Origin of the sequence: Mycobacterium sp. E1747, from assembly GCF_001667775.1 — a bacterium.
Classification (GTDB): Bacteria; Actinomycetota; Actinomycetes; order Mycobacteriales; family Mycobacteriaceae; genus Mycobacterium.
The window spans coordinates 72648-96490 of the sequence record NZ_LZJI01000040.1 but is presented as its reverse complement, the minus strand read 5'-3'; the positions used below and the strand labels follow the sequence as shown (position 1 = coordinate 96490).

The following is a 23843-nucleotide window of genomic DNA, read 5'->3' as shown; positions in this document are numbered from 1 at the left end:
GATTGGAGTGACATGCCGGAAGCCATTGGCCTTGGCCAACTTCGAAGTAACGCCTGCACGTATCTCGAGCGGGTCGCCGCCGGGGAGGCGATCGACGTCATCCGTCGCGGCAAGCTGGTGGCGCGGATCCTGCCCGTGGGTGACTGGCGGGTTGCCCCAATCCCGGCGCGGTCGGTGAAACCCACCGGGCCCGAGGCCGGTGGTTGGGTCGGCCTCGACGAACTGCGCACTCGCGCCGGCCGGTGCTTCGACCGGGTGGCGGCCGGGGAATCGCTAAACGTCGTGCGGGGCGGCAGGCTATTGGCGCAGATCGTGTCCGCGGGTGACGCGGCGAGCTGCCACGCTCCGGCGGACCCCCGGGGCGGGATCGAGCTCGACGAGCTCCGCAAGCGCGCGGGGCGCTACTTCGATGAGGTCGCGGCAGGGCAGACGATCGAGGTCATCCGCGGCGGAAAGCTGGTAGCCCGCATCACCTCCGTCGCGTAGGGACGGCGCCGGGGGGACACGCCCGGAAGCTTTCCGCTGGTCATGTTGTTACCCGGGGCATGACTGTGACGGGCTTCCACGAAGGAGAGACCGCAACACAGCGCCGAGCGGGTGTCGAGGCCGAGGCCAAGCGGCTCGAGGGCATGCTCGACTCGCCGGGCCTGTCCGGCGGCGCCGCACGATTTCTCGCGTCACAGCGATTCGCCGCCCTCACCGGACGCGACCACGACGGCGTCCTATGGGTCTCGCCGTTGACCGCCCCGCCGGGTTTTCTCCGCGGCCAGGACGACGACTTGCAAGTGTCGACCTCCCCCCGCGACGGCGACCCGCTGCACCAGCTCCCGGCCGGCCAGCAGATCGGACTGATCGCCATCGACTTCGCCACCCGCCGCCGGCTGCGGGTGAATGGCGAGCTCGTCGGCTCGGACCTCGCGGGCTTGACCATCCGTGTCGACCAGTCATACGGCAACTGCCCCAAGTACATTCACCACCATGCCATCGACACCGCCACGCTGGCCGCACCCGCCCCACTGCGCGCGAGGCGCGCCACGCTGGACCCGTCCGATCAGGCGATGATCGCGAGGTCCGACACCTTCTTTCTGGGCACAACCCATCCCACCCGGGGTAGTGACGCGTCACATCGCGGCGGCCCCCCCGGATTCGTCCGAGTCGACGCCACCGACCAGCTCTGGTGGCCGGACTTTCCTGGCAACAACATGTTCAACAGCTATGGCAACCTGGCCGTCGACGATGAGGCCGCTTTGCTGTTCCTCGATTTCGAAACGGGCGCCAGCTTGCACGTCGCCGGCACCGCGCGTGTGCGGTGGACGACGCCCGGCGCCCCCGGGGACGACGGCGGCGTGGGCAGAAACGTCGCATTCTCGGTCGGCGCGGTGGTCGCCGTGGGGAACCGCTAATCCTCGAGGAATCCGTTCTGGGGCAGCGGCCGTTGGCAGATCGCCCGCGCTTCGGCGGCGCTGAGCCCGAACAGCCGCAAAACGTTCTCGGTGACGAGGTCGGCCGCGCGTGCGTCGTCTCGATCGGGGTTGAACCGCAACAGGTTTCCAAGCCCCAACAGCGCACCGCCGGCCATCGCAAGAGCCAACTCGGGATCCTCGACATCGAACCGACCGGCCGCTACGCCGGCTTGGATGTCACGCAGGGCGCGCGGCGCTAAACCACGTTCCGACGACAACAGCTCCAGGCCGTTGGCCAACAGGATCCGACTCTCTTGCGGGCGGCGACGAAACAGCCGGCCGGTCAGCCGAAAACTCGTGGCGAAGATCTCCGCCGGGTCCTCGATGGACTCGGTGAGCTGGTCGAGCATCGCCCCATAGGTGTCGAGCACGTCGGCGACCGCGGCCTCGAACAGCTGCTCCTTGCTGTCGAAATGGTTGTAGAAGGATCCCATGCCGACGTCGGCGGCCTGGGTGATCTCCAGGACCGGCACGTTCACCTTGCCCTCGGCGATCAGTTGCTGTGCGGCCTTGACCAGCGCCGCACGGGTGCGCTGCTTGCGCCGCTCCAGCCGGTTGGCCGGTTCCACCATCGGACTCACCCCCGCAGTATGCATCAGTCATGAGGATTTCGTCAGGGGCTTGACTGAGGGTTCTTTCGTATGTGACGATTTCGTCAGTTAGTTGGGGGTGGCCACGAAAATGACCGACAGTGCACATACGGATGCGCACAGCGAGCAGGGCGCGCTGCGCGGGGAGCATCCCGGGCGGTCCGGCAACCCCGTGATCAAAGTCGCCGACATCGCGTGGCTGGAGTTCGAGCGCCCAGACCTGACGCGCGCGGAGGCGTTCGCGCGGGCATTCGGCTTCCACATTGCCCAGCACGGCGCGAACGAAGTGCAGTTGCGCGGCACCCGGGCGGGTGCTCCGTGCGTGATTCTGCGTCGCGGCCGGCGAAGCCGGTTCACCGGCGCGGCGTTTCGGGCCTGCGACGAAGCCGACGTGCTCCGGCTGGCGGGCAACGCCGGTGTGCCGACGCGCCGGCTGCCGGAGGCGATCGGCGGGGTGTCGGTCGACTTGTGCGACCCGAGCGGCATGTCGGTTCGGGTCGTCGCCGGCATGCACGAGCTCCCAGACCTCCCCGGCCAACGGGCCCACGTCTTCAACTTCGGCCCCGAAGGGCGGCGCACCAACGCCGGCCAACGTCCCCCGCGGGTGCCCGCCCGGGTGGAGCGGCTGGGCCACCTGGTGGTGCAGTCGACCAAGTACCTCGAGACCCTGAACTGGTACCTCGACAACCTCGGCATGATCGTCAGCGACTTCCTGTACTTCCCCGGCCAGCGGGACCGCGGCCCAGCCATGAGTTTCATCCGGTGCGACCGCGGCTCGATGCCCGCCGACCATCACACCCTGGCGATGGCCTTGGGGCCGGCCAACCGTTACGTCCACTCGGCGTATCAGGTCAGCGATCTCGACGCGCTGGCCGCCGGCGGCGAATACCTCGGCGCGCGAGGCTATTCCCGGTCCTGGGGAATCGGCAGGCACATCCAGGGCAGTCAGATCTTCGACTACTGGCGCGACCCCGACGGCGACTTGTTCGAACACTTCACCGATGGCGACCTGTTCGACAACACGCTGGAGCCGGGCTGGGCGCCCTTCACCGCATCCGGGTTGGCCCAGTGGGGGCCACCGGCAAGCAGGGATTTCCTCGGAACCGACCCCAAGTCGGCACGACGCGAACTGGTTTCGATGATCACCGCCCTGCGCTCGCACAACGAATTCGATTTCAACCGCCTAGTCGGCCTACTGAAAGTTCCCACCTCATGACCCTCTCCGTGCTGCACACCGCCTCTGGAACCGGCCACGCCTGGTGGCTCAAAATCGCCGAGGGCGCCGTCAAGATCGACACCGCCGCCACCAGCACCGCCGCGCTGCTGGCCGACCGGACGGCCATCGAGAGTGCGGCAACCAAAACCGAAGCCGTCGCCCTCGACACCCTCACCCTGATCTCACCGGTGACCCGGCCGTGCCGAGTGATAGCGCAGATGACCAACTACGAGTCGCACGTCAAAGACGCGGGCATGGATCCGGCGTCCACCCCCCTCACGTTCTTCCGCAAGGCGTCCGCCTCCATCACCGGGCCGTTCGACGACATCGTCAAACCCCCGCACGTCAGGCTGCTCGACTATGAGGTCGAGATCGGCCTGGTGATCGGCCGCACCGTGCCGGTCGGCACCACCATCTCCGACGCCAACCTCGGCGATTTCGTCGCCGGGTTGGTGGTCACCAACGACGTCTCCGCGCGCGACATCCAGCTCCCCCAAACCCAGTTCTACGAGGCCAAGTCGTATCCGACGTTCACCCCCGTCGGCCCGGAACTGGTGCTGCTCACCGCCGACGAACTCAAGCGCTTCGGTGACCTGCGTTTGCGGCTCAGCGTGAACGGCCAGGAACGCCAGAACGCGCTTGTCGAGGGCGACATGCTGTACCGGCCCCTGCAGGCGCTGCAGTCCCTCACCCAGTTCCAGGAACTCGCGCCGGGCGACCTGGTGCTCACGGGCACCCCGGCCGGCACTGCGCTGAGCGCGCCGCCGAAGCCGGTGCAGTTCGTAGGAAACCTGTTGCCGCCGTCCCTCAAATGGAAGATGTTCTTCTCGCGGCAGGCCGCCAACCGCAATTACCTGCACGACGGTGACGTCGTGGAGGCGTCGGCGGCCACCGACGACGGGGCGATCGATCTCGGAACACAGCGCACCGCAGTACGATTCGCGTGACTATTCAGCGGGTTCCCGTCGTCATCGTCGGCGCCGGACCGACCGGCGTCACCGCGGCGACACGGCTGGCGCAGTACGGCGTGCATTGCCTGGTGCTCGACCGCTGGCCCGGCGTGTACCCCCAGCCGCGAGCCGTCCACCTGGATGACGAGATCTATCGCATCATCGCGCGCCTCGGGCTGGCCGACGAGTTCGCCGCGATATCGCGGCCGACGCTGGGTTTGCGGTTGGTCGACCGCCGGTTGCGCACCCTGGCCGAGTTCAACCGCGACCCGGAGCACAGTGTGCACGGTTTTCCGCAGGCCAACATGTTCGACCAGCCGGAGTTGGAGGGCCTGCTGCGGACCAACCTCGACCGCCATCCCCACGCCGAACTGCGCGGGAACGCCGAAGTCACCGACGTCGTGACGGACGGAACGCGCGTCCGCGTCACGTTCACCGACCGATCGGACGGTCGGCTTCACCAGGTCGACGCCGACTACCTGCTGGGCTGCGACGGCGCCAACAGCCTGGTGCGTGCCCGCATCGGCTCCACCATGCGGGACTTGCGCTTTCAGCAACGCTGGCTGGTCGTCGACATCGCCAGCGAGGCGAACCTGGGCCAATGGGACGGGGTCCACCAGGTGTGCGATCCGCAACGCGCCGGAACCTACATGCGAATCGGGCCGGCCCGCTACCGCTGGGAGTTCCAATTGCTGGCCGGTGAGACGGCGAACGACTTCGACACCCTGGACTCGTTGCGCCCCTTGATCAGCCCGTGGACCAGCACCGTGCCCGTCGGCGAGCTGACCCTGGTGCGCGTCGCCGAGTACACGTTCCGCGCGCAGATCGCCAACCGCTGGCGCCGTGGAAACGTCTTCATCCTCGGTGACGCGGCGCACCTCACTCCCCCGTTCATCGGACAGGGCATGGGAGCGGGACTGCGCGACGCGGACAATCTCGCATGGAAAATCGCCGCGGTCCACCGCGGCACACTGGCAGCGGAAGTCTTGGAAAGCTATGAGCTGGAACGCAAACCGCATACCCGTTCCATGATCCGGCTGGCGCTGGGTGTCGGTTGGGCGATGACCGGGGGCGGTCGCCTGGGCAATGCGGCGCGCCGGGCGGTGTTGCCGAGACTGCGGCTCATCCCGGGCCTACGCGACAAGGTGGTCGACTCCAGGACGCCGGCGCTGCACCGTTCGGCATTGGTATGCACATCCCGGCGACCGCGCGGGCTCGGCGGCACGCTCTGCCCGAATGCCCCGCACGGCCAAGGTCGACGACTGGACGACATCCTTGGCGCCGGTTTCGCGGTGATCAGCACCGCCCGCCCCAGTGCGGCCGACGAGGCGGCGCTGCGTCAGCGCGAAGTCAGCGTGTTGGTCGCCGAACCCGGCAGCGCACTAGAGGCATGGCTTCGGGGAGGGCGCGTCACCGCCGCGCTGGTGCGCCCCGACCGGACGGTGGCGCGCGCCGGACGCGACCTCGCCGCCCTCTGCGCCTGGACGGCGACCGTCCTTCGCCCCGCCGCGGTTCAGTCGGATGCCCCAGGTCGCGCGACGATCACCGGCGTCCGCACCGAGTGCAGGACCGCATTGCTCACCGATCCCAACAGCACACCGGTCAGGCCGCCGCGCCCGTGACTGCCGACGACGAGGAGCTGTGCGGTTTCCGACTTTTCGGCGAGCTGTCTGGCCGGCTCGTCACGCACGACCAGTCGCTGCACCTTCACGTCGGGATAGCGTTCCTGCCAACCCGCCAGGTTCTCGGCCAGGCTGCGGTGTGCCTCCGCTTCCAGCGACGACCAATCCGCTTGCGGGAGTTCGCTTATCGTGATGTCACTCCATGCGTGTAGGGCTGTCAGACCGACACCGCGACGGGAGGCCTCGTTGAAGGCGATCTCGATCGCGAGCTGGGAAGCCGGCGAGCCGTCGACTCCCACGATGACGGGAGCGTTGTGCATGTCCGGCAGGTCGTCGGCATGGATGACCGCGACCGGACAATGGGCGTGCCGCACCACGGTCGAACTGACCGAACCGAGCACGCTCCGGGCCAGCAATCCTCGCCCCGCCGTGCCGACGACGATCATCTCTGCCTCGCCGGACAGATTGATCAGGGCCAGTGCCGGACTGGAATAGACCAGTTCCCGCTGGATGGTGACCTTTCGGTCTGCCGGCAGCGCCTCCTCGGCCAGTTTGACCGCGTGCATGATCGCCTTCTTGCCCTCGTCCTCCAGCTGCACCGCTAGAGAGTCGGGGTAGGGCACCGGCGGCCAGGTGGCGGTCGGTGTCGTCACCGCGTGGACGACGGTCAGTGGAACGTTCCGCATGGCCGCCTCGTGCGCGGCCCAGCTTGCGGCGGCATTCGACGCCGCCGAGCCGTCGACCGCGACGACGATGCCGCGTGTTTGATCAGGTGTTGACATTTCGTTCTCCCTCCATCACGAACGACGCTATTAACCCGCGGCGGCATCGGTCGTGAGGCTTAAGTCCCTAACCAACGGGACGGAGGGCTATTACCGGCGCGCGTTAAGGCGCCGGTAACGCTATGGCCACTAGCCGCTTAGACGCGGCGGCGCTGCAACTGCGCGATGACCCAGAACGGCAACGCCACAAACAATGTGCCCCCGATCAGATTGCCCACGGTGGTGACGCCGAGGTTGGTGAGCAAGCCGTGGTCGCCGAATCCCCAACCGATCGTTCCGCGTGGCGCGGCCGGGTGAAACAGGTTGAGCAGCAGAGGAAGGCCGAGGAAGCCGACGTTGGCGATCACATGCTGGGTACCGCCGACGACGAACGCGAAGGGCCCGTAGAACGCGAATGTCATTCTGGCGACGTCGCTGCGAGCCTTGAAGAACATGCACATCGAGGTCTGTAGGAACCAGGTGCACACCACGGCAAGGAGCAGTGCGGTCCAGAACGGCTGGCCGGCCTTCTGCGTGCCCACGGTGGCCGCCCGCTCGGCGAAGGCGCCCAGATACGGGCCTCCAGCGGCGCCGCAGACGGTGACGAACAGCAGCGCACCCAGCACGTTGCCGATGAGGCCCACGACAACCAGAAAGGCATAGCTACCGACGCTCATGGCGCGGTTGAGGACGGCGAGAAATCCCGCGGCCATGTCGGCGGTGATCAGCGACATGCCCGAGACCAGGATCAGGACGAAGGACATGCCGAATGCCAGGCCCATCAACAAACTCGCGACGCCCGGGGTCTTGACGCCGGTGCTCACCATCAGTGCCAGCAGCGCTCCGAACGCGACCATTACACCGCCGACCAGTGAGCGCATCAGGAACGCCCACGGGTGCGTAGCCTTTTCGACCGCCATGGCGGCCACCCGGTCCACCATGCCGCCCACGCTGAGCGGCTCGAACGGATCGTCTGGCACCTTCGCCGTGGTGTCAGAGGGGAAGCCCGCGAGGAGGTTTGGTGGCGGCGCCTCGCCATCCAGTTGCGGCGCTTGCGCGTTGATCGTCATCGGTGTCGGCCTTTCCGTAAAGCGTTGATCGCGTTGATGACCCCCGAGACGTGCTCCTCGCTGAGTCTCTCCCCCTCGAAGGCGTGGCTGAGCAGAATCTTGAGATCGAGCATCTGTTGTAGGTAGACCAGGCAAGGGGGGCACTCGTCGAGGTGCTTGGCGACGATGGGGCCCCACAGCCGGGGGTCGGAATCGACGAGTTCATCGACCAATCGGACGAAGTCGACGCAGTCGATGGCGGGGACAGTGTTGTCGTGGACGGTCATCGCAGATACCGCTTTTCCAATTCGTTGCGAAGATTTCCGCGGGCGCGGTAGAGCAGCGCGCGCTGGCCTTCGGCGGTGAGCTCGAGGAGTTCGGCCGCTTCTCCTGCCGAAGTCCCTACGATGTCACGCAGGATGACCAGTTGCCGTTGCCGCTGCGGCAGCGCGTCCAGCGCCGTGCGGACGTAACCGACGAGCTCGTTCTCCACGGTGTGGTCCTCCGGCAAGAAGCGGCCCGACGGCGGGAGACTCCAGTGCCCGGCATCGGGATGGCCGGCGGGATGCATGCGACCCGCCAAGGGATCGACATCGTCCGCCGACAGCACCTCGTGGTCACGGATGCGGGATTCCCGGCGGCGGTGCCGCGAGGCGGTGTTCTTGACGATCCCGAACAGCCACGTCCCGACCGACGAGCGGCCCTCGAAGGAATCCGCGGACTGAAGTACCTGCACCCACGCCTCTTGCACCGCCTCTTCCGCCACCGTCGGCGAATCCACCATGGTGCGGGCGAAATTGACCATCGGCCGGTGAAAGTCGCGCACCAGATTGACCAGCGGAATGCCGCCGACCACCCGTCCGGATTCGGTGCCGCCCGGCGGCACCGCCACCGGGGTCACCATCGTCTCGCACTCAGCCGCATGCGGCCAGCTCCCAGCGCAACTGCCCTTCGGACGGCGACTGGACGGGGATGAACGCCGCCTCCCGGTAGCGGCGACTTGCCGATGTCCTGCTCGCATACCCCTTGCCGCCGGCGGTGCGGATCTCGAGATCCGCACTGGCGCTGGATAATTCGGCCGCGGCAAGGCGCAGGGACAACAGCTCCCGCTTGGTGGGCGAGGAGTCCCCGCCCACCGCCGCGGCCAGATCAGCAAGTCTGGCCTCCGCGGTGGCGAGCTTTTCGGCGACGTGGTCGACCTGGGCGCTGAACACCGCGTTGACGCCGCCGAGGCCGTCTTTGGCCTGCTCCACCGCGGTCCTGGTCAGTCCCAGGCACATGGCTGCCTGCAGGATCAGGAACGTCGGGCGGACCGCTTGCAGGAAGCCCCCGAAATCGCCGGACAACACTTGGGCCGAGGGGACGTACGCGTCGGTCAGGTTGAGGTTGGACGAGGCGGTGCTGCCCATGGCCAGCAGCTCGAAGTGGTCGCCGACCGCCACGCCCGGCGTGTTCAGCGGCAGAGCCACGATAAGTCGCTCTCCGGCATCGGTGCGCACCGCGGTCACCATTGTCGAATCGGGGTAGAGGTTGCTCGCCCACCTGATCGGACCGGACACCCGGTAGCCACTGTCGACCGGCGTGGCCGTCAAGTCGACGCTGCCGCAACCCGCGGCCTCCTTGAACGCCGATGCCATCGCGGTCACCCCCAGCGTGGTGCCGGCGAGGAGTGGCTCGGCAGCGCCGGCACTGAAAGGCGTTGCGGCCGTGAGCAAGTATTCCACCGCCATCCGGTGGGCCCACAGCGAGAACCCGGTGCTCATGCATTCCCCGGAGATCAGCCGGACCACCTCGGCCATCTCGGGGAGCCTGCCGTCGGCGTTGGCGGGTGCTCCCACCCCGAGCAGACCGGCCGCACCCAGGGCGGTGAAGCTGCGGCGGGAGTGATGATCGCCGCGGTCCAGCGCCCCGGCGTGGGCCCGGATGTCCGCCAACAGTCCGACATCCAATTGGCCGGCCGGCGGGTTCAGCGTCGCAGTCATATGACCTCCTGGGCCGAGTGCTTCCACGCGTAGTCGAGGAACTTGCCGTCGAAAGTGACGACCACTCTGTCGCCGTCGGGGTGTGGGCGCCTCCGCACGCTCAGCTGAAAGTTGATCGCGCTCATGATGCCGTCACCGAATTCCTCGTGGATGAGTTCCTTGATCGCGGGGCCGTAGACGGCCAGCGCCTCATGGAATCGGTAGATCGTCGGGTCTGTCGCCATTTTGGCATCGCCGCCCCGATACGGCATCAGTTGCAACACCGCGACCGCCTCGTCATCGAGGCCAAGCAGCGATGCGACCGTTGATGCGTCACCGGCGGTCAGCGGGTGCTGCCCGAGGAGCGCCGCCACGGTCCATACGGGGTCCTTGCCGATGGACTCGGCGATTTTCGCCCAGCTCAACCCCCGCGCGGCGCGGACCCGCCTCACGACCTCGGCGAGATCGGTCTTCGTCAATGCAGTTGCCACAGCAGCCTTCCCGTCCCCATGCCTATTCGGCGAACAATGCCGAGTCGACGGTGACCGGGTTGCGGAACGTGTTCACCACGGGTGACCAGGCGATGGCGTTGTCGTGGATTTCCTTGAGGGTCGCCTTGTCGGCGTCCCCGGCCAGCGTCACCCGGCAGCGGACCGCGCTGAAGCCGAGACGTTTTCCGTCGGGAGTGTCGCCCACACCCCACACCGCGGAGATGTCGATGTCGCCTTCCATCTCGACCTCGATCTTGGTCAGCGTCACCCCACGATGCGTCGCATTCGCCAACAAGCCCACCGAGACGCAAGAACCCAGGGCGGCCAGGGCGGTCTCGGAGGGGTTGGGCGCGGAGTCATCACCGAGCAAAGCGGGCGGCTCACCCACCAGCATCGGCGCCAGGTCGCGGACGTAGGTCATGTTCCGGAACCCCGTCTCGCAGACGGTCTTGGCTTTCAGGGTCTTCTTGCCGGTCTCCGGGTTGGCCCTGGCGTTACACGACAGTTTGTCGAGGCCTTCGGCGTCGATGACTAACGCGTCGGTCATGGAAATCCCTCCGTTCTTGCTGATCTTGCGGCTTCACGGAGTTAGTGCTCGGCGGCGGCCGATGTGTGACGGCGGACGGTTTTGATTTACCTGACCGACACGATTGCTCACACGGCCGAAACCCGACCCGTCGAGCGGCCCCCGGCGCTCAACGAGATTTGCTTAGCCGAAAAGGTTTTGCCCGATGTAATGGCCTTCGGCGGGCGCGGGCGGTACCGCGAAGATTGCTGAGCCGATGTGGCGGATGTATTCGTTCAGCAGGTCGTGGGCGCCCAACCGGTTCTGCAGGCGAATAAAATCTTGCGGATCTTTTTGATACGAAACGAACAGCAGCCCGGCGTTGAGCTGACCGTTGGCGTCGAGGCCGTCGGTGTAGTTGTAGGACCGGCGCCGAATCATGATGCCGTCGTTGTTCTCGCGGGCGACCAAGGCGACGTGCGACGTCGGATCGATGAGCGGGTTACCGTCGGCGCCCGTGGCCGCGAAGTCGGGGGCATCGAATTCGTCCCTGCCGCTCAGCGGTGCACCCTCTTCTTTGGTGCGGCCGAAGATCCGCTGCTGATTGCCGATGCGGTCGACGTCCCACGTCTCGAGGAGCATCCTGATCTTGCGCACCACCTGATACGTTCCGCCGTTCATCCACGGCTGGTCGCTGTCCCGGACCCAGACGAATCGGTCGTACTCTGCCGCCGTGGCGACGTTGCGGGTTCCGTCTTTGAAGCCCAACAGGTTTCGCGGGGTGTGCTGGCCCGGTCCGGCTGAGGCTCGTCCGAATCCCAGCACCGCCCAGGACGGCGACACGATGTCGCGGCCCAGGCGGGCCAGGTTCCGCACGGCGTGGTAGCAGACCTGCGGATCGTCGGCGCACGCCTGGACGGACAGATCGCCGCCGCGCAGGCGCGGGTCGAGGTTGTCCCCGTTGAGCGGCGGCAAGTCGGTGAACACGGCGGGCCGCCGCGGCGCGAGTCCGAACCGATCGCCGAACAGCGCCGGCCCCAGGCCGATGGTGACGGTGAGGCGGGCCGGACTGAGTCCGAATGCCTCCCCGGTATCGACGGGTGGCTGCACGTCGACCCGTGGTTGCACGGTGCCGACGGGCTTTCCCTGCTGCAGGATCGCGGCCGCGGCCGACCAGCGTGCCAGCAGCGTTTGCAAGTCCGCGCGCTGAGCTCCGGCGGCCAGCGAGAACGACATGAACTCGGCGTAACGCTGTGGCGGCGTGGCGATTCCGCCCTGATGCGGCTGGCCGTAGAAGGGGTAGCTGCGGCCCAAGTCAACGTCGTCATCGCCCCCGGCGACCGCGCCGCCGCCATCACGCCCGGCCAGCGCGTAACCGGCCGCCCCTGCACCGGCGGCGCCGGTGAGACCGGCCACCACGGCGCCGCCGAGCATCCGTCGACGCGAAACCAGCACGCCTTCATCGGGTTTGGCCGCCCGCTCGCTCACGGTCAGCCCGCCGACACCACTTTTGGGGCGACCGCCGACAGGCTCTGGTGCAACGGCTGAATGATCGCGGTCAGCTTTGCGGCGTCGGTGGCTCGCAGCGCCGGGGTGTAGGTCCGGAAGCCACCCAACGCGGTCGGATCGCGGTATCCGTCCAAAGTGTCCAGCACCGTGCGGAATTGGCGATCGATCTGGCCGACGAGATTGCCGTCGATCTTCTCCAGGCCCGGCCGCAGCGATGCGTAGGCCTGCCGAGCGCCTTCCACGTTGGCGGAGAAGTCGACGAGGTCGATGTGGCTGAAAGCCTCCTCCTCTCCGGTGATCTTGGTGTTCTGGATCTCCTCGATGAGGTCGCCGGCGCCGTTTGCCAGATCCTCGGGCTTGTACTGCAAGAGGGCGACGATGGCGGTCAACTTGCCCACGTTGCCGACCAGTTCGGAGCTCAGAGCCGACGTGGCGGGCGTAATCGCGCCGCCCTGCCAGAGGTCGCGTTCGATGGCATGGAAACCCTTCCAGCCGACCTTCGCGTCGACGGGGGTGGACTCTCGCATGTCGATCAGGTAGTCGAGGCGGCCCGCGTTGTCGCCGACCGCGAAGCCCAGCAAGATGAAGCCCTCAACGGCGGACTCCGAACGCTCCCAGAAGGAGCGCGCTTTGGCGTAGGCGGCCTTCGCGGCGTCGACGTTGCCGGCACGCACCGCCGCGTCGAGTGCCTTGACCCCGTCGCCGAGCTGACCGATCTGCTGGACGACGTATGCGGCGTAGTCCTTGGTGCCCCGGTTGAGGGTGTCCGCGATGCCGCCGGTCGGCCCCACCGCCGCCCGCCCGGTGACCGTCAACGTCTGGTATTCGTTGCTCGCGCCGGGGCAATACAGCTGATACGAGCCGCCGTCGAGAGTCACGGTGAACGACGCCGGGTCCAGCCCGGGTGCCAGGTCCTCCTTCTCGCCGACGATCCGTTCGCCCTTGAGTAACTCGACTTCGCTGATGCCGGGTGCGTTCGTGTTGGCGACCGTGAATGTCACCGGGCCGGCGGCGAGGTTCGTGTTGTCCAGCGCGCAGGCCTCTTTGCCGCCCCGGTCGGCGAGAGTCACTCGCACCGCGTTCGCAGCGCCGGGGTTCCCGCGGCTCACCTCGCCGCCGGACGGACTGCAGGCGGTCGTCGCGGCCACGGCCAGGGCCGCCGCCGCTCGCGGTAATCCGCGACAGCGTCGCCTCCCTGCCCGGCGCTGGCCAGTCACGGGGCCGGCTGCGTCACGAAGTCGATCAGCTCCTCGACCCGGCCGATCAGCGCGGGCTCGAGGTCATTCCAATCGCGCACCCGCGAACGGATATGGCGCCAGGCCCTGGCGATGTCCGCCTGGGTCGCGTGCGGCAAGCCGAGCGCGTGACATGCGCCGCGCTTCCACTCGATGTGGCGCGGCACGTCCGGCCAGACGGCCAGGCCGAGCCGCTCGGGCTTGACGGCCTGCCAGATGTCGACGTAGGGATGACCGACCACCAGGGTGTGACTGCCGCCCGGCCCCCGCCGGACGACGTCGGCGATCCGCGCCTCCTTGGAACCCGCGACGAGGTGATCGACCAGCACCCCGAGCCGGCATTCCGGGCGGGGCGCGAATTCCGCCACGATGTCCGCCAAGTCGTCCACGCCGCCGAGGTGCTCGACGACGACCCCTTCGATCCGCAGGTCCTCGCCCCACACCTGCGCGATGAGTTCGGCGTCGTGGCGGCCCTCGACGTAGATCCGGCTGGCCCGGGCGACCCGGGCGCGCGCGCCCGGCACGGCCACCGAGCCCGACGCCGTTCGGGTGGGGCCCGCGGGCGCCGCACGGCGTGGCGCCGTGAGGATCACCGGCCGGCCATCGAGCAAATAGCCAGGGCCCAAGGGAAAGCCACGCACGTGCCCGCGGCGGTCCTCCAGGTCGACCCGCCCGTACTCGACTCGCACCACCGCCCCGACGTAACCCGTCTGCGCGTCCTCGACCACCAGGCCGAGCTCGGCCGGGTGCTCGGTCGAGCGGGGCTTGCGCCGGCCCGCGGCAAGGACATCGGTTCCATAGCGATCAGCCACGCGGCAATAGTAGAAAGCCTTGCTGTCAAACGTCGTTACGGCGCGCCCGCCAGGGCCGCATCGTGGCGAAGATCGCTCGTTATTGCGGTACGTCGCCGGGCCGTAAAAAGTGTGTTTTAACTGTGTGGCGTTACTGAGCTGATGACATTGCCGATGGTACGTTGCTATTCGTAAGAACTGCTGCTCATTCTCGAGCGGCGGTGAGCGAGGTGGGATGATGGACCTGGCCCTTTGGGTGTCGAGCATCGTGGCTTTCGTGCGGGCCGGCTATCCCGCCGGCATGCCAACGACCGGACATTCCCCCTTGGCGGCCCTGGCTCGGCGACGACTGAGCGAGGACGAGATCCGCGCCATCGCAAGCAAACTCATGAGGCGCCAATTCTGGCCGATCAATCCCGTTGATATCGGAGTGGAAATCACCCGGGTCACCAATCAGTTGCCGTCACCTTCCGACGTCGAACGGGTCGAACACCGCCTCAACGAGATCCGCTGCGCGCGGGGATAGCTCTCACCGGGTATTTGAGCCTGCGCAGGCCCGCTTTTCGCCGGGCCACCGCACGCCGCGAGGTAATCCGGGTAGTTCCACGTCCGCAGAAAGTCTTGGCCCGCCTGCACTCCCCGTTGGTGCAGGGCCTCGCGTTGCTCCGAGGTGATATCGAAGTCGATCGGGCTGACCTCGTCGGCGGGAACGAAGATGGTGCGCCGAACGGTGCACGGATCGTCGATGTACGCGTTGTCCTGATTGCTCACCAGTGTCTCGATCGCGGCGATTCCCAACGAGACTGGACCGTGAACCGGATGCGTGGGCGGGATCCCCGGACGCGCGGACAGTCGGATCCCGAATGTCGGCCAGCGCGGCTCCGCCCCCGGGCGGTCGAACAACTCCACCGGGAAATCGGACAGCAAGCCGCCGTCGACCCAGGTAGCGCCGCCCACCCCGACGGGTTGGAAAACATACGGAATCGCCGACGAGGCATGCACGGCACGGGCCACCGAGAAGTCGTCGGGGTCGATGCCGTAGGAACCGAGGTCCCAGGGAATGCGCACCAGCCGGCGCCGGGACAGATCACTGGCCGTCACCACGAGCGACCATGCGAACTGTTCCGGCTCTTCGCCCGTGCGCAAGTCGCCGAAGGTCCGCACGCCCAAGTCGGCCAGCAATCCCTCGAGCAACCGCTCCAAGTACGCCCCGCGGTACACACCGTCCGACACCAGCAACGACAGCGCTCCGCCGATCACCGGCACGCGCCCGATCATGCTGCGATCCAGAAACTTCCGGTAGTCGATCGACCGCATCACTTCCACCAGTCGGCTCAGCGGTTCGCCCGCGACCTCTAGCGCCGCCACCAGCGACGCGACGACCGAGCCCGCGCTGCTGCCCGCCACCCGCGGGAACCGGTAGCCGGCCTGGGCCAGCGCGTCGACCGCCCCGACCAGCCCGATGCCCCGGACGCCGCCGCCTTCGCAAACCAGATCGGCGCGCGATGTACTCACGTCCGCCATAGCCGTGCCCCCTCAGCAGATTCGTTGGCCGTCGACACCGAAGAAGTGCAGGTGTCCCGGTTCCGGGTGCAGGCGCACCCGGCTGCCCTTTTGCGGAGGCCGGCGCCCATCGGCGCGCGCCACCACGGGCTGGTCGATGACCTTGCCGGAACCGGTGATTCGACCGTACAAGTAGGCGTCCGCTCCCAGTTCCTCGACCACGTCGACCTCCATCTCGACGCCCTGACCGCCCAGCTCGAAATGCTCGGGGCGCACCCCCACGACGACCTCACCCGCGGTACCGGTGAGCTCCCGCGGTATCGGGATGCGCCAATCCCCCAACGAAACAGACGAATCGACGATCGGCAGGGTGAACAGGTTCATTGCCGGGGACCCGATGAATCCCGCGACGAAGACGTTGACCGGGTTGCGGTACAGCTCGCGTGGGGCGGCAAACTGTTGCAGCACGCCATCGCGCAGAACCGCGACGCGATCCCCCATGGTCATCGCCTCGACCTGGTCGTGGGTGACGTAGACGGTGGTGGTGCCCAGCCGCCGCTGCAGCGCCGCGATCTGGTTGCGGGTCTGCACGCGCAACTTGGCGTCGAGGTTCGACAGCGGCTCATCCATCAGGAAGACCTGCGGGCGGCGCACTATCGCCCGCCCCATCGCCACCCGTTGACGCTGCCCACCGGAAAGGTCCTTTGGCTTGCGGTCCAGATATGGCTGCAGATCAAGCAGTTTGGCCGCATCCAGGACGCGGTCACGAATTTCGGCCTTCGGTGTCTTGGCGATCTTCAAGGCGAAGCCCATGTTCTGCGCGACGGTCATGTGCGGGTAGAGCGCATAGTTCTGGAAGACCATCGCCACGTCGCGGTCCTTGGGATCGACGGTGGTGACGTCCCGGTCACCGATCCGGATGCGCCCGGAGTCCAGCGTTTCCAGCCCCGCCACCATCCGCAGCGAGGTCGTCTTGCCGCATCCGGACGGGCCGACCAGAACGACGAATTCTCCGTCGCCGACTTCCAGATCGAGCCTGTCCAAGGCCGGGCGATCTGTCCCGGCGTAGCGCCGCGTCGCTTGCTCGAAAGTCACTGAGGCCATGGTTTATCCGTTGAGTCCCGTCACGGCGATGCCCCTGACGAAGGACCGCTGCGCGATGGCGTAGATGAGCACCAACGGCAGCATGATCAGCATTGACGTCGCCATGATGATCGGCCAGCGCGCGACGTATTCGCCCCGCAGTCGTACCAGGCCGAGGGTGAGCGTGGCCAGGCTGTTGCGCTGCAGCATCAGCAGCGGCCACAGGAAGTCGTTCCAGACGTTGACCCAGGTGAGCACCGCAAGCACCATGACCGCGGGACGGGCGTGGGGCAACAGGATTCGCCAGTAGATCTGCCACGGCGAACAACCGTCGAGTATCGCCGCCTCCTCCAGGTCGGTCGGAAGCGTCCGAAAGAACTGACGCATCAGGTACGTGCCGAAAGCGCTGCCGAACAGGCCCGGCACGATCATCGACCAGGGTGTGTCGACCCACCCAACGGTCCGCATCAGGATGAACTGCGGGATCACGGTCACGGTCAGCGGCACCATCAGCGTGCCGAGGTACAGCACGAACAGCGTGTCGCGCCCGCGAAAGTCCAATCGCGCGAACGCGTATCCGGCCAACGAGCAAAAGAAGACCTGCCCGGCGGTCACACAACCGGCGTACAGCACGGTGTTGAAGAACATCCGGGCGAAGGGCATCAGCGAGAACACCTCGGTGTAGTTCGACCACCGCGGGTGCGCCGGCAACAGTTTCGGCTCGGTGATCTCGCCTTCCCTCTTCAACGAGCCGGACACCGCCCAGGCGATCGGGAACAACCAGCACCAGGCGATCGCGATCAGCGCGGTGTAGACCAGCACTCCGCGGACGACGTTGCGCGTGAACAAGCGCTCAGCCGAGGCCACGAGAAGTCTCCCAGGACCGCTGCCGAGTGATCCGCAACTGCACCACGGTCAGCACCAGCAGGATGGCGAACATCACCCACGCCAGCGCGGATGCGTACCCGAACTCCAGGAAGGAGAACGCGTGCTGGAACAGCATGATGCCCAGGACGTACGTGGCGGTCTCGGGTCCGCCATTCGCGCCATTGAGGACATACACCATGTCAAAAGCCTGGAACGCGTGGATGATCGAGATGACGCCGACAAACGATATCGACCCACGGATCAGCGGCACCGTGATGGATGTGAACTGCCGGATCTCGCCCGCCCCGTCGATTCGCGCCGCCTCGTAGACGGTCTCGGGAACACCCTGCATCGCCGCGAGCAAGATGACGGTCGCGAACGGCACGCCGCGCCACACGCTGACGATGCACAGTGAGACCATGGCCCACCGTGGTTCGACCAGCCACGGCACCGGAGGAATCCCGATCCAGCCCAGCATGATGTTGAGCAGCCCATTGTCGGTGTTGAAGACGAACTGCCAGACGACCGCCATCACCACCGACGAGATGGCCAGCGGCAGAAATACGATGGTACGGAAAATGCCGATGCCCTTGACCTTGCGGTTCAGCACCCCGGCCACGACGAGGCTGACGACGATGGTCGGCACGACCGTTCCGAGCGTGAAGATGACGGTGTTGCGGATGGCGATCAGGAAGAGCGGGTCGGAGGTGAAGAGCTCCTGAAAGTTCCTCAGGCCCACGAACTTCGGCGGCCTGAAGACGTCCCACCGCTGAAAGCTCATGTAGAGCGAGAAGCCGAGCGGGAAAAGCATGAACACCGCGACGGCTGCCAGGTTCGGCGCCACGAAGAGGCGTCCGGCCCAGGCGCGCCGCCGCCAAGGGCCGGCGCCCGTGGCGGGTTTGCGGGTGGCGGGGCTGATGTCGGCCGACGTCATGGGGTGCGCAACACCTCGTCGATGGCGGGAGACACGCCGGTCAGCGATGTCGCGGGCCGCGATCCGCGCAGCACGGGCCCGAAGCTTCGGTCCATCAACGCGACGATCTTCTCCCACGCCGGGGTGACCGGCAAACCTTCGGAGTAGGCCGGGCCTTGGGTTAGCACGGTGAGGTTCCCGACGTTGCGGTGCGCCGCGGCGAATCCGGGTGAGTCGAGCGCGGATCGCAGCACCGGAACGAAGAGGCTGGATTCACCGATCAACGCCTGCCCGACGGGGCCGGCCGCGAATTTCACGAATTCCCATGCTTGTTCCTTGCGTTGACTGCTCGCGGAGATCGCCAGTCCGGTGGAGCCGATGTTGGAGTGCGCTGCCTGTCCCTGCCGTCGCGGTCCCACCGGCAACGAGGTGACATCGAAGTCCAGGCCCTCGGCCCGGATGAAGGTCTGGTATCGCCAGTGGCCACCCATCGCCATGGCCGCCTTGCCCGCCGCGAACAGGTCCGGCGTCGACATCGACTGCACCTCTGAGGCGTTGGGCGCGGCCTTGTGTTTGAGAGCCAGGTCGGCGTAAAACTGCACCGCCTCCGTGAAGGCGGCGTCACCGAAGTTGAAGTGGGTCGGGTTCTTCAACGGTGTGGACCACGGCACGCCATTGTTCATGGCGAACAACCCGGCGGAGTAGTACGAAACGAACATGTTGACGAACCCCCATTGGGTGACTCGCCCACCACTTCGCTTGGTGAGCGCGGTGGCGGTGTTTAGGAATTCGGCGAAACTCCACGGTCGTTCCCACGAACTGGGCGGCGCGGGCACTCCCGCCTCGGCGAACAGCCGCTTGTTGTAGAACAGGTAGTTGCCAGACCACTGCTCCGGTAGCGCGTACTGGCCTCCGTTGTACGTGAAGATGTCGTACAGCGCCCCGATGCCATCGGACTTCAACTCGTCCGCGAAGGCCTGGTCGCGGGACAGCATCGTATTGAGGTCCAGCAGCACGCCGCGGGCGGCCAACTCGGCGTAACTGAGATCCCACGCCATCAACACGTCCGGGCATTTGCCGCCGGCGCAGAACGTCGACAGCTGCTGCATCACGCCCGGAGCCGAAAGCACCGGGCGGACCTTGATGTCGGGGTGGCGCCGCATGAACTCGTCGACGATGCGAATCCTGGCATCGCGTTCGTCGGGGTTGGCCGCGAAGAAGAATGTCAACGCGTCTTCTTCCGGAGCGCAGCCGGCGCCCCATGGCACCATCGATGCCGCCGTGAGCGCGCCGGCGCCACGCAGCAAGCGGCGCCGCGCGAACGGCTTATCGAGCATGGTCCTTCCGTTCTCGCCCCGTTGGCGGCCGCCCGGCCGGCGGCGTCTGATGTCCTTGGTACCCGATGCGGCTGTGGTGTTGCTGGGTCGGCCCGCTCGGGAGTGCCAGCGCGGCCGCCCGGATCCGGGTGGGGTCCCCGGTGATGTCGATCGCGCGGATGCGGTCGTCGGTTCCAAGCGTGATCAGCAGTAACACCTCGGCGCGCCCGTGTGGCGCTATCACGATGCCCGGTGCCCCTTCGACGAGCATGACCACGCCGGCGCGGGCCCGCTGCGCAAACCGCCGGGTCTCCTCGGCAACCTGCCCGGCGCCGCGCAGCTGGATCGGAACCTCGTCGGGCACCAGCGCACGATCGACGGTGCGCACCACGTCCGGGGCCAGCAGCTCGAGCAATCTCGCGATGTCGCCGCCGCGGGCCGCGGCCAGAAACGCTTCCACGATCTCCAAGTGCTTTGCCGCGCGCTCCGGTTCGCCGCCCGGGTCGGCCTGCAGCCGCCCGCGCGCCCGGCTCGCCAGCTTCTTCGCCGCTTCCGGCGAGCGGTCCAGCAGGTCGGCGATCCTCTCGAACGGCACTGCGAACACGTCGTGCAGCACGAACGCGGCGCGCTGCGCCGGCGAGAGCCGGTCGAGCACCACCAGCAGTGCGTTGCTTACCGACTCGGTCAGCAGAGTCTCCTCGTCCGCCGGCGCCGAGGCGCTCGCCGTGAGCCGATCCAGCTCCTCGGTTGTGACAAGCGGTTGTTCGGCGCGCCTGTTGCGGGCGCGGAGCTGATCGTAGGCCTCGCGGGCGGTGATCGTCGTGAACCAGCCGCTGAGGTTGTCGACCGCGCCGTAGTCCGCGCTGCTGGCTTTCAGCCACGCCGACTGAACCGCGTCCTCGGCGTCGGCGGCCGAACCCAGCAGTCCGAACGCGACCGACCTCAGATGCCGCCGGTCCGCGTCGAAGTGCTGCGCGAGATCAGCCAGATTTTTGTGCGCGCTCATAGGTCACCTTTTCCGCAGAGGAACCGTCAAGAGAATGACCGCGTCCATCGAGCCCTCTGTTGCGAAGGAGGCCAGCACTATGACCTTATCGATTCTGCGCCGTGGAACGCGCGGCGACCGTTCGGCTCGCCGCGGGAAAACCGGCTGCCCGGCAAGGATTTGACACCCATGATTACCGCATCCATTGCGATCACCCTGGTTACCGCCGCTATCACCGCCGGGATCGCCGTGGCCGACCTCGTCCCCGCAAGGTTCGTCCTGGCGAACTCGGCCGAAGTCGGGGTGCCGCGGTCGTGGCTGCCGGCGCTGGCGACGACCAAGCTGGCCGGGGCGGCCGGGCTGGTCGTGGGAGTGCTGGGCCTGCGCCCCTTGGGAATCGCGGCCGCTGCCGGGTTGGTGCTGTTCTTCGTCGGCGCGGTAGTGACCCACCTGCGGGCCCACGTCCTGTACAACATCGCGTTTCCCGGGACATACCTGTGCTTGTCGGCGGCATCGCTGGCGTTCATGGTGTTGCGCTGACCGGGTGGCGGTCAGGCCGGGAAATAGCGGATCCGGTTGATCGCGTTCCCGCGCGTGTCCGCGAGGATGATCCCGCGCCCACGGCCGGAAGTGAGCGACATCGTCACGGTGAGACTCGCGCTGATTATCTTGGTCGGCCTGGCCCCGTCGAGTCGTTCGACGAGCTCGGCCAGGTCCACCCCATCGTGATCGCCGAGAGTTATTGTCGCGCCTGGGGATAACGCTCGCGCGGCGGCAGTCCGATCGCCGCGCGCGGCGGCGTCGAGGAACGACTGCACCCACTTCTGGTGCCGCGCACCGACCCGCCGGAATCCCGCCATGAAGCCCACCGTGCCGCGCAGCCGCTGGTTGCTCAACAAGCCTCGCGCCAGTTGCAAACCGGGCGACACCGCGCGCGGTCCGGCGCGGAAGAATTGCCGCATCATGGCCGGCAGTTCCCAGTATGCCCGCAGTTCGCCAACGCGCCAGTCGCCGTTGACCTCTCGCATGTCGTAGCGCAGGAACGCGGGGATGTGCATCGTGACACCGGCGCCCATGGCGACCTCGAGCTCGAGGTCGCGCAGAACGGCGGTGCCGAAGACGATGTCAAGGTCGCGGTGGAATGTGATGTCGCGCGGGCCGATGAAGGTGTCATAGAAACGGCTGATCTGTTCGCGACCGACGTGCGGCCGCGAGCCGACCGGGTCCTCGACCCGGCCGTCGTCGGTGAACAACCCCACCCAGCCTTCGCGGTCGTGCGCGGCGGTCGCCCGCGGCGAGCGCTCGACGGCGGCGAGGAGGCGTTCCCGCTGCGGTGCGAGGCCCGTCACGGTCCCCCGACCAGCTCGACGCCCGCGGACCGCAGCTCCTCCAGCGCTTGCGCGGCCGAATCCGCGGCCACGGCCGCGGTCAGGTCCACCAGCACCCTGGTGGACAGCCCCGCCCGCGCGGCGTCCTTCGCCGTCGCCCGCACGCACTGGTCCGTGGCGATGCCGACCACGTCGACCTCGTCCACCCCGTTCCGCCGCAACCAGTCCAGCAGCGGGGTCCCGTTCTTGTCGACGCCCTCGAACCCGCTGTAGGCCGCCGCGTAGGCGCCCTTGCGGAAGACCGCCTCGATCCGGCTGGTGTCGAGCTCGGGCCGAAAGTCCGCGCCCGGGCTGCCGGCGATGCAGTGCGGCGGCCACGTCGATGAGTAATCCGGCCGGTCGGAGAAGTGGTCACCCGGCCGAACGTGGAAGTCTTGGGTTGCTACGACATGCTGGTAGCCCGGCTCGCCGGTCAGATAGTCGTTGATGGCGGCCGCCACGGCGGCGCTGCCGGGCACCGGCAGCGAGCCGCCCTCGCAGAAGTCGTTTTGCACGTCGACGATGATCAACGCCCTCACGGGTTTTACCCTAACGGTGGCGACCGGCACGGGCCTCACCTGGGCGTATTGGTCGGGCGGTTTGTTCGCCAACCAGTCGGGTAATCCCCCGGCCATGGTGATCCGGAGAATCGCGCGTCCATTGCTGTCAGTTGCTTTCATCGGCCAAGGGGTTAACTCCCTGCTCAACCCCAAGTCGGCCGCGGCCGCCGCCGCGCCGGCAGTGGATGGTTTGCAGGCGCTGCCGAATTCGGTCAGCGGCAGCATCCCGAGTGACCCCGAGACGATCGCCCAAATCAATGCCGCCGTTCAGATCGGCGGGGGCCTGCTGCTGGCCACCGGCAGGCTGCCCCGTATCGCGTCGGCGGCGCTCGCCTTCACCGTGCTGCCGGCCAACCTCGGGGCGCACTCGTTCTGGAACGAAAGCGACCCGCAGGCCAAGGCGCAGAAGCGCCAGCAGTTCCTCACCGACCTCAGCCTCGTCGGCGGGTTGCTGATCGCGTCGGCCGACACGGCGGGCAAGCCGTCGCTCGGATGGCGCGGCCGCCGCGCGGCCGAGCGGCTCTCCGAACGGGTGTCGTCGGCGCTGCCCGGCTCCGACGACGGCTTAGACACGGACTTCTCGGAGTTGGGCGAGAAGATCGTGCACGGCCTGCACATCGGCGCCGAGCGCGGCCGCGAATTGGCGAGCACCGCCGCAGAACGAGGGGCTCCGTACGCCGAGGCCGCGCTCGAACGCGGCCGCGAATTGGCCAGCACTGCCGCCGATCGAAGCAAGCCGCTGGCCAAGAAGGCCCGCAAGCGCAGCGAAGAGCTCGCCGACGAAGCCGCCGACTGGGCCGCGCCGCTGGCCAAGAAGGCGCGCAAGCGCAGCGAAGAGCTCGCCGACGAAGCCGCCGACTGGGCCGCGCCGCTGGCGAAGAAGGCGCGTAAGCGCAGCGAGAAGCTGGCCAAGAAGGCGCGCAAGCGCGGCGAAGAACTGGCCGGCACGGCCTTGGATCGCGGCGAGGACCTCGCCGACACCGCCCGCGCGCGCGGCGCCTACCTCGCCGAGACGGCCCGCGCACGAGGCGGCTACCTGGCCGACACCGCGCGCGAACGGGTCGGCGAACAGGTCAAGGCCGGCCGTCGCAAGCTGTCCTGACCGG

General features: G+C 67.5%; 26 protein-coding genes and 1 pseudogene. 8 read left to right on the top strand and 19 right to left on the bottom strand.

Annotation, left to right across the window (positions count from 1 at the left end):
• Positions 1–12: 12 nt before the first annotated feature.
• Entirely contained in the window at positions 13–486 is a 474-nt protein-coding gene (locus A5695_RS03180) for a type II toxin-antitoxin system Phd/YefM family antitoxin (protein WP_068078003.1), read from the top strand.
• A gap of 59 nt (positions 487–545) precedes the next feature.
• Positions 546–1403 (top strand): pyridoxamine 5'-phosphate oxidase family protein, encoded by an 858-nt coding sequence (locus A5695_RS03175; RefSeq protein ID WP_068078000.1) that lies wholly within the window; start codon positions 546–548, stop codon positions 1401–1403.
• Here A5695_RS03175 and A5695_RS03170 read toward each other — a convergent pair.
• Positions 1400–2035 (bottom strand): TetR/AcrR family transcriptional regulator, encoded by a 636-nt coding sequence (locus tag A5695_RS03170; RefSeq protein ID WP_156749442.1) that lies wholly within the window; start codon positions 2033–2035, stop codon positions 1400–1402. The genes A5695_RS03175 and A5695_RS03170 overlap by 4 nt on opposite strands.
• A 109-nt stretch (positions 2036–2144) precedes the next feature.
• On the opposite strand from A5695_RS03170, the gene A5695_RS03165 reads away from it, so the two are divergent.
• From A5695_RS03165 to A5695_RS03155, 3 genes are read left to right on the top strand one after another with little or no spacing between them, the layout of a single operon-like run.
• On the top strand, positions 2145–3269 hold the full coding sequence (locus A5695_RS03165) for a VOC family protein (protein WP_068077996.1): 1125 nt from the start codon (positions 2145–2147) through the stop codon (positions 3267–3269).
• Positions 3266–4216, top strand: coding sequence for a fumarylacetoacetate hydrolase family protein (locus A5695_RS03160; RefSeq protein ID WP_068077994.1), 951 nt, complete (start codon positions 3266–3268; stop codon positions 4214–4216). Before A5695_RS03165 ends, A5695_RS03160 begins: the two co-directional genes overlap by 4 nt.
• The gene (locus A5695_RS03155; RefSeq protein ID WP_068077989.1) at positions 4213–5841 is read left to right on the top strand and encodes a bifunctional 3-(3-hydroxy-phenyl)propionate/3-hydroxycinnamic acid hydroxylase; all 1629 of its coding nucleotides are present in this window, start codon (positions 4213–4215) and stop codon (positions 5839–5841) included. Before A5695_RS03160 ends, A5695_RS03155 begins: the two co-directional genes overlap by 4 nt.
• Here the strand turns inward: A5695_RS03155 and A5695_RS03150 are convergent.
• The 10 genes from A5695_RS03150 to A5695_RS03105 all read right to left on the bottom strand — a co-directional run bounded on the left by A5695_RS03150 (position 5733) and on the right by A5695_RS03105 (position 14164).
• Entirely contained in the window at positions 5733–6623 is an 891-nt protein-coding gene (locus A5695_RS03150; protein ID WP_068077983.1) for a universal stress protein, read from the bottom strand. The two genes, A5695_RS03155 and A5695_RS03150, sit on opposite strands and share 109 nt — an antisense overlap.
• A 137-nt stretch (positions 6624–6760) precedes the next feature.
• On the bottom strand, positions 6761–7672 hold the full coding sequence (locus A5695_RS03145) for a formate/nitrite transporter family protein (protein WP_068077980.1): 912 nt from the start codon (positions 7670–7672) through the stop codon (positions 6761–6763).
• Positions 7669–7938 (bottom strand): hypothetical protein, encoded by a 270-nt coding sequence (locus tag A5695_RS03140; protein WP_068077978.1) that lies wholly within the window; start codon positions 7936–7938, stop codon positions 7669–7671. The genes A5695_RS03145 and A5695_RS03140 overlap by 4 nt, the downstream gene beginning before the upstream one ends.
• Positions 7935–8555: an RNA polymerase sigma factor gene (locus tag A5695_RS03135; RefSeq protein WP_068077973.1), complete on the bottom strand. Its 621-nt coding sequence runs from the start codon at positions 8553–8555 to the stop codon at positions 7935–7937. The genes A5695_RS03140 and A5695_RS03135 overlap by 4 nt, the downstream gene beginning before the upstream one ends.
• Positions 8556–8565: 10 nt before the next feature.
• Positions 8566–9633, bottom strand: a complete 1068-nt coding sequence (locus tag A5695_RS03130; protein WP_068077970.1) for an acyl-CoA dehydrogenase family protein — start codon at positions 9631–9633, stop codon at positions 8566–8568.
• On the bottom strand, positions 9630–10103 hold the full coding sequence (gene cynS, locus A5695_RS03125) for a cyanase (protein WP_068077968.1): 474 nt from the start codon (positions 10101–10103) through the stop codon (positions 9630–9632). Before cynS ends, A5695_RS03130 begins: the two co-directional genes overlap by 4 nt.
• A 22-nt stretch (positions 10104–10125) precedes the next feature.
• Positions 10126–10650 carry an OsmC family protein gene (locus A5695_RS03120; protein WP_068077965.1) on the bottom strand — a complete coding sequence of 175 codons (525 nt, stop codon included), beginning with the start codon at positions 10648–10650 and terminating at the stop codon, positions 10126–10128.
• 162 nt (positions 10651–10812) lie between these two features.
• Complete coding sequence (gene efeB, locus A5695_RS03115) at positions 10813–12102, bottom strand: iron uptake transporter deferrochelatase/peroxidase subunit (RefSeq protein ID WP_068077963.1); 1290 nt, start codon at positions 12100–12102, stop codon at positions 10813–10815.
• Positions 12099–13265, bottom strand: a complete 1167-nt coding sequence (gene efeO / locus A5695_RS03110; protein ID WP_082945819.1) for an iron uptake system protein EfeO — start codon at positions 13263–13265, stop codon at positions 12099–12101. Before efeO ends, efeB begins: the two co-directional genes overlap by 4 nt.
• 65 nt (positions 13266–13330) lie before the next feature.
• The gene (locus tag A5695_RS03105) at positions 13331–14164 is read right to left on the bottom strand and encodes a DUF3097 domain-containing protein (RefSeq protein WP_068077961.1); all 834 of its coding nucleotides are present in this window, start codon (positions 14162–14164) and stop codon (positions 13331–13333) included.
• Between the two features lie 217 nt (positions 14165–14381).
• Here A5695_RS03105 and A5695_RS27150 point away from each other — a divergent pair, with 217 nt between their 5' ends.
• The gene (locus tag A5695_RS27150; RefSeq protein WP_082945824.1) at positions 14382–14669 is read left to right on the top strand and encodes a DUF3349 domain-containing protein; all 288 of its coding nucleotides are present in this window, start codon (positions 14382–14384) and stop codon (positions 14667–14669) included.
• A 41-nt stretch (positions 14670–14710) separates the two neighbouring features.
• Here the strand turns inward: A5695_RS27150 and A5695_RS03100 are convergent.
• The 6 genes and pseudogenes from A5695_RS03100 to A5695_RS03075 all read right to left on the bottom strand — a co-directional run.
• Positions 14711–15667: pseudogene (locus tag A5695_RS03100) on the bottom strand (patatin-like phospholipase family protein); the annotation flags it as partial.
• Positions 15668–15679: 12 nt separating this feature from the next.
• Positions 15680–16750, bottom strand: coding sequence for an ABC transporter ATP-binding protein (locus A5695_RS03095; protein WP_068077959.1), 1071 nt, complete (start codon positions 16748–16750; stop codon positions 15680–15682).
• 3 nt (positions 16751–16753) lie between these two features.
• The gene (locus A5695_RS03090; RefSeq protein ID WP_068077956.1) at positions 16754–17596 is read right to left on the bottom strand and encodes a carbohydrate ABC transporter permease; all 843 of its coding nucleotides are present in this window, start codon (positions 17594–17596) and stop codon (positions 16754–16756) included.
• Positions 17583–18530 carry a carbohydrate ABC transporter permease gene (locus A5695_RS03085; RefSeq protein ID WP_068077954.1) on the bottom strand — a complete coding sequence of 316 codons (948 nt, stop codon included), beginning with the start codon at positions 18528–18530 and terminating at the stop codon, positions 17583–17585. Before A5695_RS03085 ends, A5695_RS03090 begins: the two co-directional genes overlap by 14 nt.
• Entirely contained in the window at positions 18527–19846 is a 1320-nt protein-coding gene (locus A5695_RS03080; RefSeq protein ID WP_068077952.1) for a sugar ABC transporter substrate-binding protein, read from the bottom strand. The genes A5695_RS03085 and A5695_RS03080 overlap by 4 nt, the downstream gene beginning before the upstream one ends.
• On the bottom strand, positions 19836–20831 hold the full coding sequence (locus A5695_RS03075; protein ID WP_068077949.1) for a sigma-70 family RNA polymerase sigma factor: 996 nt from the start codon (positions 20829–20831) through the stop codon (positions 19836–19838). Before A5695_RS03075 ends, A5695_RS03080 begins: the two co-directional genes overlap by 11 nt.
• Before the next feature lie 168 nt (positions 20832–20999).
• On the opposite strand from A5695_RS03075, the gene A5695_RS03070 reads away from it, so the two are divergent.
• Positions 21000–21350, top strand: a complete 351-nt coding sequence (locus A5695_RS03070; protein ID WP_068077947.1) for a DoxX family protein — start codon at positions 21000–21002, stop codon at positions 21348–21350.
• Positions 21351–21361: 11 nt separating this feature from the next.
• Here the strand turns inward: A5695_RS03070 and A5695_RS03065 are convergent, their stop codons facing one another.
• Complete coding sequence (locus A5695_RS03065) at positions 21362–22159, bottom strand: ketosteroid isomerase family protein (protein WP_068077944.1); 798 nt, start codon at positions 22157–22159, stop codon at positions 21362–21364.
• On the bottom strand, positions 22156–22716 hold the full coding sequence (gene pncA, locus A5695_RS03060) for a pyrazinamidase PncA (protein WP_068077941.1): 561 nt from the start codon (positions 22714–22716) through the stop codon (positions 22156–22158). Before pncA ends, A5695_RS03065 begins: the two co-directional genes overlap by 4 nt.
• A gap of 94 nt (positions 22717–22810) precedes the next feature.
• Between pncA and A5695_RS03055 the strand changes: the two genes are divergently transcribed.
• Complete coding sequence (locus A5695_RS03055; RefSeq protein WP_068078150.1) at positions 22811–23839, top strand: DoxX family protein; 1029 nt, start codon at positions 22811–22813, stop codon at positions 23837–23839.
• The last annotated feature ends 4 nt before the right edge of the window (positions 23840–23843 follow it).

Bases quoted from the DNA above. Each gene is read 5' to 3' on its own strand.
- A5695_RS03180 (WP_068078003.1), top strand. From the start codon at position 13: ATGCCGGAAGCCATTGGCCTTGGCCAACTTCGAAGTAACGCCTGCACG.
- A5695_RS03175 (WP_068078000.1), top strand. From the start codon at position 546: ATGACTGTGACGGGCTTCCACGAAGGAGAGACCGCAACACAGCGCCGA.
- A5695_RS03170 (WP_156749442.1), bottom strand. From the start codon at position 2,035: ATGGTGGAACCGGCCAACCGGCTGGAGCGGCGCAAGCAGCGCACCCGT.
- A5695_RS03165 (WP_068077996.1), top strand. From the start codon at position 2,145: ATGACCGACAGTGCACATACGGATGCGCACAGCGAGCAGGGCGCGCTG.
- A5695_RS03160 (WP_068077994.1), top strand. From the start codon at position 3,266: ATGACCCTCTCCGTGCTGCACACCGCCTCTGGAACCGGCCACGCCTGG.
- A5695_RS03150 (WP_068077983.1), bottom strand. From the start codon at position 6,623: ATGTCAACACCTGATCAAACACGCGGCATCGTCGTCGCGGTCGACGGC.
- A5695_RS03145 (WP_068077980.1), bottom strand. From the start codon at position 7,672: ATGACGATCAACGCGCAAGCGCCGCAACTGGATGGCGAGGCGCCGCCA.
- A5695_RS03140 (WP_068077978.1), bottom strand. From the start codon at position 7,938: ATGACCGTCCACGACAACACTGTCCCCGCCATCGACTGCGTCGACTTC.
- A5695_RS03135 (WP_068077973.1), bottom strand. From the start codon at position 8,555: ATGGTGACCCCGGTGGCGGTGCCGCCGGGCGGCACCGAATCCGGACGG.
- A5695_RS03130 (WP_068077970.1), bottom strand. From the start codon at position 9,633: ATGACTGCGACGCTGAACCCGCCGGCCGGCCAATTGGATGTCGGACTG.
- A5695_RS03120 (WP_068077965.1), bottom strand. From the start codon at position 10,650: ATGACCGACGCGTTAGTCATCGACGCCGAAGGCCTCGACAAACTGTCG.
- A5695_RS27150 (WP_082945824.1), top strand. From the start codon at position 14,382: ATGGACCTGGCCCTTTGGGTGTCGAGCATCGTGGCTTTCGTGCGGGCC.
- A5695_RS03095 (WP_068077959.1), bottom strand. From the start codon at position 16,750: ATGGCCTCAGTGACTTTCGAGCAAGCGACGCGGCGCTACGCCGGGACA.
- A5695_RS03085 (WP_068077954.1), bottom strand. From the start codon at position 18,530: ATGACGTCGGCCGACATCAGCCCCGCCACCCGCAAACCCGCCACGGGC.
- A5695_RS03080 (WP_068077952.1), bottom strand. From the start codon at position 19,846: ATGCTCGATAAGCCGTTCGCGCGGCGCCGCTTGCTGCGTGGCGCCGGC.
- A5695_RS03075 (WP_068077949.1), bottom strand. From the start codon at position 20,831: ATGAGCGCGCACAAAAATCTGGCTGATCTCGCGCAGCACTTCGACGCG.
- A5695_RS03070 (WP_068077947.1), top strand. From the start codon at position 21,000: ATGATTACCGCATCCATTGCGATCACCCTGGTTACCGCCGCTATCACC.
- A5695_RS03055 (WP_068078150.1), top strand. From the start codon at position 22,811: ATGGTGATCCGGAGAATCGCGCGTCCATTGCTGTCAGTTGCTTTCATC.